Origin of the sequence: Bradyrhizobium sp. LB8.2, from assembly GCF_040548035.1 — a bacterium.
GTDB lineage: Bacteria > Pseudomonadota > Alphaproteobacteria > Rhizobiales > Xanthobacteraceae > Bradyrhizobium.
Genome location: NZ_JBEPQV010000014.1, coordinates 40,544 through 56,398 on the forward strand (window position 1 = coordinate 40,544; position 15,855 = coordinate 56,398).

14 protein-coding genes are annotated in these 15,855 nt (G+C 65.0%); 4 read left to right on the forward strand and 10 right to left on the reverse strand.

The genetic code is table 11. From position 1 onward, the window contains the following. Positions 1–133 precede the first annotated feature (133 nt). Positions 134–1,330: an FAD-dependent monooxygenase gene (locus ABIB06_RS18375; protein WP_354049645.1), complete on the reverse strand. Its 1,197-nt coding sequence runs from the start codon at positions 1,328–1,330 to the stop codon at positions 134–136. Between the two features lie 146 nt (positions 1,331–1,476). Here ABIB06_RS18375 and ABIB06_RS18380 point away from each other — a divergent pair, with 146 nt between their 5' ends. Then, on the forward strand, positions 1,477–1,953 hold the full coding sequence (locus ABIB06_RS18380; RefSeq protein WP_354049667.1) for a MarR family transcriptional regulator: 477 nt from the start codon (positions 1,477–1,479) through the stop codon (positions 1,951–1,953). Here the strand turns inward: ABIB06_RS18380 and ABIB06_RS18385 are convergent. The 3 genes from ABIB06_RS18385 to ABIB06_RS18395 all read right to left on the reverse strand — a co-directional run bounded on the left by ABIB06_RS18385 (position 1,922) and on the right by ABIB06_RS18395 (position 6,147). Next, positions 1,922–3,178, reverse strand: coding sequence for an O-antigen ligase family protein (locus tag ABIB06_RS18385; RefSeq protein WP_354069202.1), 1,257 nt, complete (start codon positions 3,176–3,178; stop codon positions 1,922–1,924). The two genes, ABIB06_RS18380 and ABIB06_RS18385, sit on opposite strands and share 32 nt — an antisense overlap. Positions 3,179–3,342: 164 nt before the next feature. Beyond that, positions 3,343–4,893: an undecaprenyl-phosphate glucose phosphotransferase gene (locus tag ABIB06_RS18390; protein ID WP_354049643.1), complete on the reverse strand. Its 1,551-nt coding sequence runs from the start codon at positions 4,891–4,893 to the stop codon at positions 3,343–3,345. A gap of 120 nt (positions 4,894–5,013) precedes the next feature. Further along, positions 5,014–6,147, reverse strand: coding sequence for a glycosyltransferase family 4 protein (locus tag ABIB06_RS18395; protein ID WP_354049642.1), 1,134 nt, complete (start codon positions 6,145–6,147; stop codon positions 5,014–5,016). 205 nt (positions 6,148–6,352) lie between these two features. On the opposite strand from ABIB06_RS18395, the gene ABIB06_RS18400 reads away from it, so the two are divergent. Then, the gene (locus tag ABIB06_RS18400; RefSeq protein WP_354049641.1) at positions 6,353–8,623 is read left to right on the forward strand and encodes a GumC family protein; all 2,271 of its coding nucleotides are present in this window, start codon (positions 6,353–6,355) and stop codon (positions 8,621–8,623) included. 11 nt (positions 8,624–8,634) lie between these two features. On the opposite strand, the gene ABIB06_RS18405 is transcribed toward ABIB06_RS18400, so the two are convergent. After that, positions 8,635–9,816: a GNAT family N-acetyltransferase gene (locus ABIB06_RS18405; protein WP_354069204.1), complete on the reverse strand. Its 1,182-nt coding sequence runs from the start codon at positions 9,814–9,816 to the stop codon at positions 8,635–8,637. Between the two features lie 129 nt (positions 9,817–9,945). Between ABIB06_RS18405 and ABIB06_RS18410 the strand changes: the two genes are divergently transcribed. After that, positions 9,946–10,989: a polysaccharide deacetylase family protein gene (locus tag ABIB06_RS18410; protein WP_354049639.1), complete on the forward strand. Its 1,044-nt coding sequence runs from the start codon at positions 9,946–9,948 to the stop codon at positions 10,987–10,989. Between the two features lie 21 nt (positions 10,990–11,010). On the opposite strand, the gene ABIB06_RS18415 is transcribed toward ABIB06_RS18410, so the two are convergent. Further along, positions 11,011–11,232, reverse strand: a complete 222-nt coding sequence (locus ABIB06_RS18415) for a DUF2842 domain-containing protein (RefSeq protein WP_247349382.1) — start codon at positions 11,230–11,232, stop codon at positions 11,011–11,013. Positions 11,233–11,326: 94 nt separating this feature from the next. Here ABIB06_RS18415 and ABIB06_RS18420 point away from each other — a divergent pair, with 94 nt between their 5' ends. Continuing rightward, positions 11,327–12,409 (forward strand): COX15/CtaA family protein, encoded by a 1,083-nt coding sequence (locus ABIB06_RS18420; protein ID WP_354049638.1) that lies wholly within the window; start codon positions 11,327–11,329, stop codon positions 12,407–12,409. 19 nt (positions 12,410–12,428) lie between these two features. Here the strand turns inward: ABIB06_RS18420 and ABIB06_RS18425 are convergent, their stop codons facing one another. The 4 genes from ABIB06_RS18425 to ABIB06_RS18440 all read right to left on the reverse strand — a co-directional run bounded on the left by ABIB06_RS18425 (position 12,429) and on the right by ABIB06_RS18440 (position 15,823). Continuing rightward, positions 12,429–12,773 (reverse strand): hypothetical protein, encoded by a 345-nt coding sequence (locus ABIB06_RS18425; protein WP_354049637.1) that lies wholly within the window; start codon positions 12,771–12,773, stop codon positions 12,429–12,431. A 119-nt stretch (positions 12,774–12,892) separates the two neighbouring features. Further along, complete coding sequence (locus tag ABIB06_RS18430; protein ID WP_354049636.1) at positions 12,893–14,173, reverse strand: O-acetylhomoserine aminocarboxypropyltransferase; 1,281 nt, start codon at positions 14,171–14,173, stop codon at positions 12,893–12,895. 137 nt (positions 14,174–14,310) lie between these two features. Beyond that, positions 14,311–14,895, reverse strand: a complete 585-nt coding sequence (locus ABIB06_RS18435; RefSeq protein ID WP_247349378.1) for a CoA-binding protein — start codon at positions 14,893–14,895, stop codon at positions 14,311–14,313. Between the two features lie 103 nt (positions 14,896–14,998). Then, the gene (locus ABIB06_RS18440; RefSeq protein WP_354049635.1) at positions 14,999–15,823 is read right to left on the reverse strand and encodes an enoyl-CoA hydratase; all 825 of its coding nucleotides are present in this window, start codon (positions 15,821–15,823) and stop codon (positions 14,999–15,001) included. Positions 15,824–15,855: the final 32 nt, after the last annotated feature.

The window sequence follows — 15,855 nt, forward strand, 5'->3', positions numbered from 1 at the left end:
GGTCACTTGCCGCAATCGCGGTGTCATCGTCCGGCTTGACCGGACGATCCGGTATCCCAGAGATGGCACTGATCGAATCGAGAGGTCGCGGCGTACTGGATGCCCGCCTTCGCGGGCATGACAGCGTTCGCAACTACACCGCCCGCGCGTCGTACGTGTACATGAACTCCATGCTCTTCGAACCCAGCGGCAGCAGCCACTTCATCATCTGATTGCGGATCCAAGCGCCGGTGGCGCTGAGTTCGCGCTTGCTGTTGCCGTTCCGGCGCGCCAGAGCGACGATCTTTTCCGCGCGCGGGCGTCGCTCGGCCTCGAAGGCCTGGAAGGTGGCGCCGAGCTCCTGGCCTTGCTGCATCAGCCGGGCGAGGCGCATCGCATCCTCCAGCGCGAGAGAGGCGCCCTGGCCGGCATGCGGGCTGGTCGCATGCGCGGCGTCGCCGATCAGCAGCGAGCGCTTGCGCGACCAGGTCGGCAGGGTCGCGACGTCGAGCGTGTCGGTGACCACGATGTTCTCGGCCGCGTCGATGATGGCGGGGATCGGATCATGCCAGCCGCGATGGAAGCCGCGCAGGTGCTGCTTCAGTGTCGTCGGGTCGAGCGCGCGGAACATCGCCGCGTCCATGCCGTGTGCGGGCTGCGTGCTCCACCACATCACGCCGTCGTTCGGATCGGGACTGCAATAGCCGTAGCCGAAGAAGCCACTCTGCCCGAACGTGGTCTCGACGTTCCGGCCGATCGGCCGGCCGTCGAGGACGGCGTACGGAACGAAGCCGCCGAAGCCGATCAGTCCGGTGTCGAACGGCTGCGGTCCGTCCGGCACGACCTGGCGCCGCGCAACCGAGTGCACGCCATCAGCGCCGATCAGGAAGTCGCCTTCGGCGGTGGTGCCGTCGGCGAAATAGGCGATGATCGGCTGGTCGCCGCGGTCCTCGATCTTGATCAGGCGCTTCTCGAAATACAGCGACACACAGGCGCACCAGGCCTTGTCGATCAGCATCTCGTTCAGCGTGGCGCGGCAGACATTGACCGCCGGCTGGCCGAAGCGCCGCGCCATGTCGCGATTGATCGAGCCGAGCCCCTCCCCGCCTTGCGAATAGAAGTCGAACGACTCCGCGATCGAGCCGCGGCTGATCAGCTCGTTCGAAAGGCCGATCTCGTCCATGACTTGCATGCCGTTCGGTGCGATCTGAAGGCCGCCGCCGATGCCTTTCGAATAGGGCCAGGCCTCGTAGATCGCGGACTCGATGCCGGCGCGGCGCAACAGGACCGCGGCGACGGGGCCGGCGATGCCGGCGCCGATGATCAGGGCCTTGCGGGGACGGTTGGACATGGCTTGCTCCCGACGTTTCCGTGGTGCTAGGAGAATTAAGATCGCTAAATATCTTAGCGACTAAGATATATATTGACTAAGTTATGAGGTCTGCCTTGTCAAGGACGAAGGCGCGCGCTGCGCTGCTGCAGGAGCTCGAGGAGGCGATGCGCCGGTCGTCCGCGCAGGGCGTGCTCTATGGCCAGACGGTTGCGAACGTTGCCGGAATTGCCAATTCCGACCTCGAATGCATGGACATCCTGTATCTCGAAGGCCGCGTCACCGCCGGCCGGCTCGCCGAAGTCACCGGCCTGACGACGGGCGCCATCACCGGCGTGCTCGACCGTCTCGAAAAGGCGGGGCTGGTACGCCGGGAACGCGACGATGCCGATCGCCGCAAGGTCTTCATTGCTGTCGTGCCGGAGGCGATAGAAGGGATCGGCCAGTTCTACGTGCCGATGCAGCAGGCGATGGAGAAGGTTTTTGGCGGCTATTCCGACGCGGAATTGCGCCTGCTGCTGCGCTTCGCCAATGAGGGCTACAAGGGCGTGCTCGCGGCGACCGCGGCGCTGAAGGGCCTGCTAGACACGCCGCCGGAGAAGCGTCCCGATCTCAAGCTGAAGAAGCTTCGTCGCCAGCCCTAGTCTTGTAGATCTGTGCGGCCGCGATCATGCCCCACATCGCGCCCAGCATCATCCAGAAGTGCCGCCAGTGGTCGGTGTCGATCACGAAACTTTCGCCGACGGTGCCGACGAAGGCGGAGAAGACGGCGAGATAGGCGCGCTGCCATGGCACACGGACGAAGATGTGCCTGATACCCATGATGACGGTCGTGAAGACCAGCGCGGGATAGCAGATGCCGGACAGCCAGCCGCCGGACATGAAGGCGTTGAGGTAGGAGTTGTGGGTGTCCTCGGGGAAGAAGCGGTGGAATTGCAGGGGGCCGATGCCGAACGGCAGGTCGAGCGCCATCTCCGCACCGAGGATGTGCCGGCCGAACCGGCCGAACCGGCCTTCGTCATAGCTCTGGTCGAAGCTCGCGCGCTGCTTGAACATTTCGGCGATGGAATCGAACGACATCAACACCGCGATCAGCGCCAGGCCCAGCACCGCGGCCAGGATCGCCATGACAATGATGCGCGAGCGCTGCGCGTTGGTGCGGCTGGTCAGCGCCATCAGCGCCAGCATGAAGGCGGATGTCAGCACCAGCCCGCCCCAGGCGGCACGGGAGAACGCGAGCAGGATCGCCAGCGACATCATGCCGAAGGCAATGACGTTGCGGAACGCCTTGCCGAGCTTGTCGGAAACCACGCTCTGGAGGGAAAAAAGCGCTGGCAGGATCAGGAAGGCGCCGAGCACGTTCGGGTCCTTGAACGTGCCGCGCGCGCGTCCGTAAAGTGTGAGGAGGTCGTCTCCGCCGGGGACCAGGTGGAAGTAACCGGCGACCGCCGACAGCGAGGCGACCATCGCGCCGATCACGAGGCCGCGGCGGAGCATGTCGAGCCGGGCCGTGGTGTCCTCCGATGTGACCATGGCGAAGAACAGGACCGTCACCGCCATGTACCAGGAGGTCGCAATCCAGCTCACCACCTCGGACTTTTCGAACAGCGGGATCGCGCTGATCGTGTAGCCGACATTGAGCAGGACCAGCATCAGCACCAGCGGCATCAGGGCGAGCCGCAGACGCAGGCCGGTGGCGAAGAAGGTGACAGTGGCCAGCAGCGTCACGATCTCGTAGAGGCTCGGCTCGATGAAGACGATCGCGCCGGAGGCGCCGACCAGCCACACCAGCGCACGCTGAAGCGCCAGCACGCCGGGCGCAGCGCGAACCGCTGCATTCATCTCCCCCGCTGTCGCCGCATACGCCATCACACGCTCACGCTACCGGTACGCCACAAAACACGCTCTCATCGTCCGATCGGGCGATCCAGTACTCCGAGACAGCGAGGCTCTATGGCGGCGCCGCGGCGTACTGGATGCCCCGCCCGAGTACGCAATTGCGGACAAGGCGGAGCATGACGGAGAAACTCAGCTCAATATGCGTTCTCGTTCTTGGTCAGCAGCGACATCGGCGTCTTCAGCAGAATGACGAGATCGAACAGCACCGACCAGCTCTCGATGTAATAGAGGTCGAACTCGACGCGCTTCTGGATCTTCTCTTCGTTGTCGATCTCGCCGCGCCAGCCGTTGATCTGGGCCCAGCCGGTGATGCCGGGCTTTACCCGGTGGCGGGCGAAATATCCGTCGACGGCTTCGTCGAACAGGCGGCTCTGGAGCTTGCCTTGCACCGCATGCGGACGCGGGCCGACCAGAGAGAGATTGCCGGAGAAGACCACGTTGAAGAGCTGCGGCAGCTCGTCGAGGCTGGTCTTGCGGATGAAGCGGCCGACACGGGTGACGCGCGAATCGTTTTTGGTCACGACCTTCGAGGCCGTCGGATCCGCCTGATGATGGTACATCGAGCGGAACTTGTAGACGTCGATGCGCTCGTTGTTGAAGCCGAAGCGCTTTTGCCGGAACAGCACCGGGCCGGGGCTGTCGAACTTCACCGCGAGCGCCACCAATCCCATGACCGGCAGGGCCGCGAGCAGCGCGAGGGTGCCGACGATGCGGTCGAACAACCATTTCATCACCAGGTCCCAGTCGGTGATCGGCGCCTCGAACACGTCCAGTGTCGGCACCTCGCCGATATAGGAGTAGGAGCGGGGACGGAAGCGCAGCTTGTTGGTGTGCGCGGAGAGGCGGATGTCCACCGGCAGCACCCAGAGCTTCTTCAGCATCTCCAGGATGCGCGTCTCGGCGGAGATCGGCAGCGCGAACAGCACGAGATCGACGCGGGTGCGGCGGGCGAACTCGATGATGTCGTCGACCTTGCCGAGCTTGCGCGCGCCGGCACAAGTATCGAGCGCGCGGCTGTCGTTGCGGTCGTCGAACACGCCGAGCACGTGGATGTCGGAATCCTCCTGCACTTTCAGCGCCTCGACCAATTGTTCGCCGTTGCGGTCGGAGCCGACAATGATGGTGCGGCGGTCGAGCCGGCCTTCGCGCGCCCAGGCGCGCACCAGCGAGCGCAGCACCAGGCGCTGGCAGACGAGCGCGGCGAGCCCGAGGAAGTAGAAGGCGGCAAGCCACAGCCGCGATATTTCGCTGCCGAACTTGGCGAAGAAGGAGATGCCGATGAACAGCAGGAAGACGAACGACCAGGAGGAGATCATCCGCGTCATCTGCCGGAGCTGACCGCGGAACAGCTGCACTTGATAGATGTCGGCGGCCTGGAAGCAGACCACGGCGGAGATCGCGACGGCGATGATTTGCGCGGGATAAACCCAGCTGAAGGAGCCGGCGAGCGGCATGACATAGCCGAGATAGAGCGCGATGCCGACAAGGCTCAGCAGCGCGAAATCGGCCAGGCGGACGAAGCCGGTGATTACGATTGGCGAATAGGCGCGGGCGACCTTCTGGTTGACGATGTCCAGCGCGGCGGGCGAGAGTCGGCGGCGGCGCTCCACAAAGGGCGGGTCAGCCGGGTTCGCCGCGGCGCTGGTCGCGGCATCGAGCATCGAGCGTGCGTTGAGCGGTTCCACGGGCGTCCACGTCCATTCCAAAAACCCGCGGGACGCGTCCTTGCGCCCCGGGCGAGCATCCCCTGGCACATCGAGTATCGAACAAATCGGAAGATTCTCTAAAGCGGGCCTTAAGGATGGTTAGCGTTTGGTAAATGCGTCGCGATATCCCGCGAGCACGCCATCAACCATCGCCTGCTGAGAGAAATGCGCGGAGATGCGCTCGCGCAAAGACGATGCGCGCTGCACGGTCGCTTGCGGATTGTCGAGCGCGGCCGCAATCGCCTCCGCCATGGCCTCCGCGTCGCTCGGCGCGAACAGCGCCGGGCTCTCCGCCCCAAAAATCTCGGGGATGCCTCCGATTTTGGACGCGATCATCGGAATGCCGGCAGCACCGGCCTCGATCACGACATAGGGCATGGAATCGCCACGCGAGGGAACGACCAGCAGCCGCCCCTTGGAAAAGCCGTAGCGCGCCTTGACATGGCCGATGAAGCGGATGGCACTGGTCAGGCCAAGCCTCTCGACCTGCGCTTTCAACGCCGCGGTCTCCTCGCCATCGCCGCCGAGCGTCAGGGTGACCCTCTTGCCGCCCTCGTGCAGGCGCGCCACCGCATCGACCAGCAGATCGGCGCCCTTGATGTGCCTGAACTCACCGACATAAGCGAGGTCGGTGGCGTCGCCGGCGATGATAACAGGCTCGAATTCTTCCGGCGTCACACCGTTGAAGACGCAATGCACCACGCCCTTCGGCGTGCCGACGATGCGCTGATAGGTGTCGCGGGCAAACGCGCTTTCGAACAGAAAAAGGTCGGTCGCGCCCATCAGCGTGCGCTCGAGCCGCGCGTAAAACTCGCCCTTGAGCGTGTTGAGGGGATAATGCAGCGAGCCGCCATGCGGGGTGTAGATGCGGATGGTGTCGTCGGAGCGCCGCCGCATGCGGATGAAAGCACCGGCCTTGGCGCCGTGGCCATGCATGACGTCGGGCTTGAGCGTAGCGATCAGGCGCCGCAAGCGAAGCCAGACCAGGACATCGTCCGGCGACGGTTCGCGGCGGATCGCCATCCGGTGCACGCCGAGCTTCAGTCGCGGTGCGAGCTCGGCAAGGGCCTTGTCGGCGCGCTCGCCGCCGGTGAGGTTGTCGGCGAGGATGCCGACATGATGGCCGCGGTCGACCTGGCCGTTGGCGACGTCGAGGATGTGGCGGAAGATGCCGCCGACTGGAGCGCGCACGGCGTGCAGGATGCGAAGCGGCTGGTCTTGAGAGGGGGGCATGATCAAAACCAGCGCTCGACGGCGAATGCTCGAACAAAACTCACGAAATAATCGAGACGGATTAAGAGCCCTCGTAGTTAACAAACGGTGACGAGCGCGCCCGCGCGAGCTGTCGGATGCCGCGATTAACCCAGCGGCAACCTTAATGGAGTGTAATCGCCCCGGTTCAGGTAAGTTCGTGGCGTTGCGCCTGCGGGAGTGTTCGATGCGTTTAGCGTTCTGGCGTGGCGGCAAGGACAGGGCGGTGGTCGAGCGGGCCGTCTCGAAGGCCAAAGCCGAAACCAAGCGGGCCGAACTCGCGCCCAGGATCGAAGCAAAGCCTGCGCCCGTTGCTCCGACGCAGCAGCCAGTCGAATCCGGCGACATCGACCTTCACGCGCTCGGCGCGGCATTGGCGCGCAAGCGCGGCTGGATCATCGTGCCGACGGTGCTGGCGCTCGTCGCGTCCGTCGCGATCGTCAATCTCGTCACGCCGCGCTACAAGTCTGAGTCCCGCATCCTGATCGACGGCCGCGAGAACGTGTTTCTGCGCCCCAACAGCGATCGCGCCGAGGAGCGGCAGGCGCTCGACGCCGAGGCCGTCACCAGCCAGGTGCAGCTCGTGCTGTCGCGCGACCTCGCGCGCGAGATCATCAAGAAGAACAAGCTTGCGGAGCGGCCCGAGTTCGATCCGGTGCTGCAAGGCATTTCGCCGCTGAGGTCGCTTGCGGCGCTGGTTGGCATCGGCCGCGATCCGTTCTCGATGACGCCGGAAGAGCGCGTGCTCGACGCCTATTACGAGCGCCTCCAGGCCTACGCCGTCGACAAGTCGCGCGTGATCGTGATCGAATTCCAGTCCGCCGATCCCGATCTCGCCGCGCGCGTCGCCAATTCAATCGCCGACGGCTATCTCGTGCTCCAACAGGATGCGCGCCAGGACCAGGCCCGGAACGCGAGCCAGTGGTATGGCGGCAGGATCGACGAGCTGCGACGGAATGTCTCCGAGGCCGAAGCGAAGGCCGAGGATTTCCGCTCCAAGTCGAGCCTGTTCATCGGCACCAACAACACGACGCTGTCGAACCAGCAGATGGGCGAGGTCAACACCCAGCTCAACAATGCGCGCGCGCTGAAGGCCGATGCCGAGTCCAAGGCGCGCCTGATCCGCGAGATGATCCAGAGCGGCAAACCGATCGAGTCGTCGGAAGTGCTGAACTCGGAATCGATGCGCACGCCCTCCCAGCAGCGCGTGGCGTTGCGGGCGCAGCTGGCCGAGCAATCGTCGACGTTGCTTGGCAACCACCCGCGCATCAAGGAATTGAAGGCGCAGCTCGCCGACCTCGACACCCAGATCCGCGACGAGGCCGCCAAGCTCGCCCGCACGCTCGAAAACGATGCGCGTGCCGCCACCGGGCGCGTTCAGGAATTGTCCGCAAGCCTCGAGCAGCTCAAGAAGCAGGCGACGTCAACCAACGGCCAGGACGTGCAGCTCCGCGCCCTCGAGCGTGAGGCAAAAGCGCAGCGTGACCTGCTCGAGACCTATCTCGCGAAGTACCGTGAAGCGAACACCCGCGAGACCATCGATACCGCGCCGACGGATGGCCGCATCATCTCACGCGCCATCGTCTCGAACATGCCGGCCTATCCGAAGAAGCTGCCGATCGTGCTGATCGCGACGATCGCGACACTGTTGCTCTCGTCCGGCGTCGTCGTCACCGGAGAGTTGTTGCGCCAGACCGCGCCCCGTGCAGTCGCTGTATTCACGCCAGCGCAAACGCGGGCGTCGGCTCGCCAGGAACAAGTTGTTCAACCGATGGTCATCGAGCCGTTCGTCGATCCGGTCATGGCAGAGCCCGCGCCGCTTCAGCCGGAGATGACGGCGGATGCCGATGTCAGCGAATTCGCGGAGATCGAACGCCTGGCCGCTAGCCTGCGCGCCGCCGGGGCTGGGGCGAAGAAAGTCACGGTGCTCGGCACCGCAGCCGGCGAAGCCGTCACGCTGTCGACGCTGACACTGGCCCGGTATCTCGCGCGCGATGCGCGGGTTGTCGTGGTCGATCTTGCCGCGTCCTCGCCGACCATGGCCGCCGTATCCGTCGACGCCTCCGCACCCGGCCTTGCCGAGCTGATGCAGGGCGAGGCGTCGTTCGCGCAAATCATCACCCGGGACAAGCTCTCGCGGCTGCATCTGGTCTTGCCCGGCCGTCCCGGCTTCGATCGCAGTCTGTTGCAGTCGCCGCGGGTGACCCTGGCGGTCGACGCGCTGCTGCGCGCCTACGACCACGTGCTGCTCGATGCCGGCAGCGCCTCCGACCTGCCGGCCGAACTGCTGACGGCGAATGCCCGCGCCGTCGTGGTGCCCGACGCGTCGATGGCGCCGGATGCGCGCGCGCTGATGTGCGAGCAGCTCAGCGCCGTCGGCTTCAGCGAAGTCACGATGCTGAGCAAGCCGGTGCAGCCGTCGAATGCGGTGGATGCGCCGCGCGTCGTGGCGGCGTAGGCAAAGACAGATTACCCGAACGCGCGTCGCAGCCGCTGCGCGAGGTCGAACAGCATCTGGTTTTGTTTCACCAGCCGCTTGCCGTGGCTCAGCGAGGACATCGCCATCGCCGCGAGTTTTCCGCGTGACGTCAGCGGAACAAAACTGTCGAAGATGTTCTGGTCGTCCTTGCAGAACATCCGCTTGTACTCGTCCGAGCCGATGCCAAGGTCGAGCGAACGGTAGCCGCGCTCGGCGTAGCGGTCGATGATGTAGCGCATCAGGATCAGCCCGGGGCTGTAACGGGCGTGCTCGGACATCGTGTAGGTGTTGAACATCATCGAGTAGCGCTGGCCATCGGCGACGCCGGCGAAGATCGCGATCACCTCGTCGTCGCATTCGAGCGCGTGGATGTCGATGACGTGGCCTTCACCGCGCAGCGCAAGGCAGGCGCTGCGGACGAATTGCTCGACGCCGGGCTCGGCGAAGACGTTGGGAAGCTTCTGTTCGGCCATCCGCGCCGGCTTGACGCGGAAGAACCAGTCGAGCAGGCGGGTGACGTCCGTGTCCGTGGTCGCCAGGTGATAGCGATAGCCGGCGAGAGCCTGGAGCTTCTTCTCCTTGCTCTTGAGACGACGACGGAAGGAATTGCTGATCCGCGACGCCGGCGGACCGCCCGGCTCCATCGTGAGCAGCGGGCAACCGTTGATCGCGCTCTGGCGCGGCAGGAGCACAAACGGATTCTGCTGGTCGTGCCAGTGCAGCGGCTGCTGCGTCAGTGCGAGCACGTCGACATGCTCGTGCAAGGACGCAAGCAGCGCGTCGAGATCGGCGATGGCGACCTGCGCTGCAAACTCGGCGTTCCACAAGCCCATGTTGAAGGAGGTATGCTTGCCGCCCATGAAGCAGGCCGTGCGCACGCCGTGGTTTTGGCGCAGCGAGAGCGGCAGCAGCAGGAGCGGCCGATGCTCGGCGTCGCGGGCAATGACGATGAAGGGGCGGGCGCGTTCGTGTTCGCCGACCAGGCCCTGCCAGGGACTCAGTAGGTCAAATCGCTGATAGGGCGTGAAGAGGTGACCGGGCTCCTCGAAGGCGCGCCAGACCGCCTCGGCCGTGCCGAGATCGGTGACGATATCGACATGCGCGATGCGGCTCGCTTTCGACCGCGCTGGCGATTCTGCCGTCCGGCTTTGCATCGCCGCAGCCATGGTCATTCGCGAAACCTGTCGAGAAATCAAAAATGTGCGTAATTCGGCCTGTGGCCGACCTTTGCAAAGAAATGTCAACAAAGGGTAATGACTATAGGGAGGGGGAACGGGCGCCGACGGGCGTGAAGGTGGGATATGGCATCCGACGACAGATGGCTGGAACGGCTGCGCCTCGAGCTGACCTGGTTCACCGGCCAGGCGGCGCTGCGTAGTCGTGGTGCCGGCGCCATCCTGCGCCTTGCGCATGTGCGGCCGCGGCGGCGCGGCGGGTTTCAGCCGCTGCGCGAGAACGAGATCACGCCGCACTTTCTCGATCGCGCCATTCGCGCGCTGAAGCGGTGGAATTATGATTTTCTCGGCATGGACGAGGTCTGCCGGCGCGCGGTGACGCTGCCGGAAAAGCGGCGCTTCGTGGCGCTCACCTTCGACGGCGCCGGCAAGGATCTGATCGACTTTGCCTATCCGGTGCTGGCGCGCCACGGCGTGCCCTTCACGATTTATGTGCCCACGGCGTTTCCCGACGGCGTCGGAGAAGCCTGGTGGCTCGGACTCGAGCAGGTGATCGCGCGCGAGAGCCGTGTCAGCCTGTTGATGGGCGAAAAGGAGCAGCGCTTCACCGTCACAGGCAAAGCCGAGAAGCAGGCGCTGTTTTCGTTCGTCGAGTGTTGGCTGCGCTCGCTGCCGTCGGCGGATGTGTCGGCTGCGATCGCCGATCTCTGCACGCGCTACCGGGTCGACCTCGCCGCGCTCTCACGCGATGCGTCGATGAATTGGGAGGATCTGGCGAAGCTTGCGGCCGATCCGCTGGTGACGATCGGCAGCGCGACCGTGAACTATCCCGTGCTCGCCAACATGAAGGATGCAGCCGCGCTGCGCGAGATGGCGATGGGCAAGGCGGTGGCGGAAGCGGCCTTCCAGCGCGACATCAGGCATCTCGCCTTTCCGTTCGGCGATCGCGCCTCGTTCCGGCGTGGCCATGTCGTCATGGTGGAGGAGGCGGGCTTCGCCAGCGCGGTGTCGACGATCCCGGGCATCGTGGATGCGGAGGGACGCACCAATCTGCGCGCGCTGCCGCGCATTTCCTGGGATGGCCGGGTGCGCTCGCTGCGCATGCTACGCGTGCTGGTGTCGGGCACGGCCTTTGCGCCGGTGAAGCCGACCGGCACCGCTACGAACTAGAGGCGCTACGACCTGGCAGCGCTACGAACTAGATTTGGCCCGGTCGGGTCGCTGCATCCAGCTCACGATCGGCATCGCCGGCAGCACCCAGCCCATGCCGACCACCACGTAGTAGATTGCCTGCCGCCAGCCGGACTCGGCGATCCATGGCATCTGCGCCAGCGCCATGCCGAGCAAGGCCCAGACGGTGGCGAGCATCAGGAGGAGGATGGTGCCGAGGAACTTGCGGGTGCGGATCGTCATGACGGAATATTGCGGCTTTCGCTTAACTTGCGCTGCGGGAGCGGGGGACTATAAGGGGCACGCAGTCCGGTTCAAGCTCTGGTTTTTGCCTCGAATGACGACGATTTCCGCCCCGTCCGAGCCGCATCGCGCCGTGCGCTGGTGGCTGATCTTCGTGGCGGCGCTGATCGCGCTGATGGTGCTGGTCGGCGGCGCGACCCGGCTGACGGAATCCGGCCTCTCGATCGTCGAATGGAAGCCGGTCACGGGCAGCGTGCCGCCGCTCTCGGAAGGGCAGTGGACGGCGGCCTTCGAGGCCTACCAGAAGATCCCGCAATATCGCGAGCTCAACGCGGGCATGAGCCTGTCCGAGTTCAAGGAGATCTTCTGGTGGGAATGGAGCCACCGGCTGCTCGGCCGTTTCATCGGTGTCGCCTATCTGCTGCCGTTCCTGTTCTTCCTGTGGCGCGGCGGCCTGTCGGGTGAGTTGAAGCGGCGGCTGTGGCTGCTGTTTGGGCTTGGCGGGCTCCAGGGCGCGGTTGGCTGGTGGATGGTGGCCTCGGGACTGTCCGAACGGGTCGAAGTTTCGCAATATCGGCTGGCGACGCATCTGGTGCTCGCGCTGCTGATCTTCGCCGGCATCGTCTGGACGGTGCGGCGGCTCGCCGAGCGGCCGCAGATCGCAGCACCATCGCGGCTGCGCTTCACGAGCGCCTTGCTCCTCGTCGTGACCTTTATCCAGATCTATTTCGGCGCGCTGGTTGCCGGCCTGCGCGCCGGGCGCGCCTACAACACCTGGCCGAAGATCGACGGCGCATTCATTCCCTCGGCTGAGCGGCTGTGGTTCGAGACGCCGTGGTGGCGCAACATGTTCGACAATGTGCTGACGGTGCAGTTCGAGCATCGCATGACGGCCTATGCGCTGTTCGCGCTGGCGGCGTTGCACGCGTTCGATGCGGTGCGTTCACGCGCAGGTTCTGCGGCAAGCGGCGCGCTTTTGCTGTTGGGCGCGGTAAGCCTGCAGGCAGTGCTCGGCATTCTCACGCTGCTCAACCAGGTGCCGATTGATCTCGCGCTGGCGCATCAGGCGGTTGCGCTCGTGGTGCTGACGCTTGCGGTGATGCAGACAGAGCGGCTCGCTGCGCGTGGCTCAACCGAAGCGCAGCCGCGGGCGATTCCTGTCAGTCAGCCCGGCTGATCACTACCAGCCCGGCTGATCAGCAATAGCCGTAGATGCCGCACGAGTAGGGCAGGCGCCAGAAATAATCGACCTGCTTCCCGCCGTAATACGGGCCCTGATAATCGTAATCCCACGGGCGGCCGTAATAGCCCGGCAGCGTGTTGGAACCCGGCAGCAGTGGCGTACCCGGCAGGTTGCGGATGTAGCTGCCGATGCCATAGGCCGGCGAGATCAGCGCATCCGGATCCGTCTCGACATAGACCTGCGGCGGCTCCTGCGGCGGAGCGGCGGGCCGCCGTTTCGGCGTGGCCGGCAAATCGGCGGCAATCGCAGCTGAGACCGTCAGCATCGCCGCAAGAGCAGGCACCATCCAGCGCAGCATCGTCGGCTCCGAATCAAAGGGGCGATCCAGTGACGATGTATGCGGCAGATATGGTTAATGACTGTTAACGGGGGCCGTCTTCCGGGACGCACCCAAGCGCCCCGGAATGACCGAGAAGGCTACGCGCCCAGCGCCTGTTCCAGATCGGCGATCAGATCTTCCTTGTCCTCGATCCCGATCGAGAGCCGCACCACGTCGGGGCCGGCGCCGGACTTGACCTTGGCGGCGTCGTCGAGCTGGCTGTGCGTGGTCGAGGCCGGATGGATGACGAGCGAGCGGGTGTCGCCGACATTGGCCAGATGCGAGAACAGCTGCAACTTCGACACCAGGCTGACGCCTGCGTCGTAGCCGCCCTTCAGGCCGAAGGTGAACACGGCGCCGGCGCCCTTCGGCGCGTATTTGCGCGCAAGCTGGTAGTACTTGTCGCTTGCAAGGCCCGCATAGTTCACCGAGGCCACCGCCGGATGGCCGGCGAGGAATTCGGCGACCGCCTTCGCATTGTCGCAGTGCTTCTGCATGCGCAGCGGCAGCGTCTCGATGCCGGTGAGGATCATGAAGGCATTGAACGGCGACAGCGCGGGGCCGAGGTCGCGCAGGCCGAGCACGCGGCAGGCGATCGCGAAGGCGAAATTGCCGAACGTCTCCTGGAGCCGGATGCCGTGATATTCGGGCCGCGGCTCGGACAGCATCGGATATTTGCCGCCGGTCGACCAGTCGAAGGTGCCGGCATCGACGATGATGCCACCGATCGAATTGCCGTGGCCGCCCAGAAACTTCGTCAGCGAGTGCACGACGATGTCGGCACCGTGATCGATCGGCCGGATCAGATAGGGCGAGGCCAGCGTGTTGTCGACGATCAGCGGTACGGCCGCCTTGCGCGCCACCGTCGAAACCGCCTCGATGTCGGTGATGCTGCCGGCGGGATTGGCGATGGACTCGATGAAGATCGCTTTCGTGCGCGGCGTGACCGCGCGCTCGAAGCTCGCGATGTCGTCGGGATCAGCCCACACCACGTTCCAGCCAAAGCTCTTGAACGCATGCGTGAACTGGTTGATCGAGCCGCCATAGAGCTTTCGCGCGGCGATGAACTCGTCGCCGGGCTGGAGCAATTGCTGCAGCACCACGACCTGCGCGGCATGGCCCGAGGCCACGGCAAGCGCGGCCGTGCCGCCTTCGAGCGCCGCGACGCGTTCTTCCAGCACCGCATTGGTGGGATTGCCGATACGGGTATAGATGTTGCCGAACGCCTGCAGGCCGAACAGCGAGGCGGCGTGGTCGGCGTCGTTGAAGACAAAGGATGTGGTTTGATAAATCGGAGTCGCGCGCGCACCGGTGGTGGGATCGGGCTGTGCACCGGCATGCACGGCGAGGGTCGAAAATCCCGGAAGGCGATCGCTCATTGAGGCGTCCTGTTCTGGTGGTCTGAAATCGCGCGGCATGCTGATTGGCGCCGCGGCTGCCGTCAAGGCGGCGCTTCACATCAGAATGATCGTGCTACGCATTGTCGCGTTCGCGAAATGAACCCGTCGCAATTGCGTCAGCTTTGCTCGGTCTTGTTTTTGGCGGCGCGATCCGATGCCGCGGTCTCGCCACCGCCGACACTCATCCGATTGAGCGATAAGCGCATCCCCTGCGTCGGCGCCGGGGGGCGCTTGGAACTCAGCGTGCGCGAATTGACGCCCATCCAGGAGATCTCCGAGGACAGACGGCCATATTCGATCTTGGGGCAGCGGTTCATCACCACCTTGATACCGACCGATTCCGCCTTCAGCGCCGCCGCATCGTCGCGAGCGCCAAGCTGCATCCAGATCACCGTCGGCAGCGGATCGAGTGTGAGAGCTTCCTCGACCACCGGCATGATGTGGCTGGAGTTGCGGAAAATGTCGATCATGTCGATGGGACGCCCGATGTCGGACAGCGAGGCGACGAAGGGCTTTCCGAGCAGCTCCTTGCCGACATGGCCGGGATTGACCGGAATCATGTCGTAGCCGCGCTGGGCCAGATATTTGAACGCGAAATAGCTCGGTCGCACGTTGACCGGCGAGGCGCCGACCATCGCGATCGACTTCACGCCGTTGAGGATGCCCCGGATGTAATTGTCGGGATAGCTGTCGTGGTTCATTGGCTCTTCTTCTTGCTGTCATTGCGAGGAGCGAAGCGAAGCAATCCAGACTGTCACCGCGGAGATATCCTGGATTGCTTCGCTTCGCTCGCAACGACGAATTTCACTCGTCCCGCCATGTCGGCGTGCGCTTCTCGATGAAAGCGCCAATGCCTTCCTCGGCGTCGCGCGCCATCATGTTCTCGGTCATCACCTCTGCCGCATAACGATAGGCGTCCGCAAGGCTCATCTCGGCCTGGCGGTAGAACGCCTCCTTGCCGAGCTTGACGGTGTAGGCGGATTTCAGCGCGACCTGTTCGGCCAGCGCGATCGCGGCCTCGCGCTCGGTGCCAACGACGACGACACGATTGACGAGCCCGATCTCGCGGGCGCGTGCAGCCGGGATCGGCTCGCCCGTCAGCAGCATCTCCATCGCCTGCTTGCGCGGCACGTTGCGCGACAGCGCCACCATCGGCGTCGAGCAGAACAGGCCGATGTCGACGCCGGGCGTGGCGAAGCTCGCAGCTTCCGAGGCGATCGCGAGATCGCAACTCGCCACGAGCTGGCAGCCGGCGGCGGTCGCGATGCCCTGGACGGATGCGACCACGGGCTTGGGCAGGTGTGCGATCGCCTGCATCATCGCGCTACAGGCGGTCATCATCTCGGCGAAGAAGGCACGGCCGCGATCGGGGTCGTCGCGGCGCGCGGTCAGCTCTTTCATATCGTGGCCGGCGGAGAAGGCGGGACCATTGGCCGCGATCACAACGCCGCGGACAGCCTTGTCGTCGCGGATCTCATTGAGCTCGGCATGCAGGCTTGCGATCATCGCCTCCGAGAGGCTGTTGCGGGCGGCCGGGCGGTTGAGGGTCAGGACCGCGATGGGACCTATGGTCTCGCGCAGCAGGATCGGCGGTTGCGGGGAGGGGGCGCGGGCGGCCTGGACGGACATCGAAGCGTTTCCGGTTGGATTATTGCGATTGG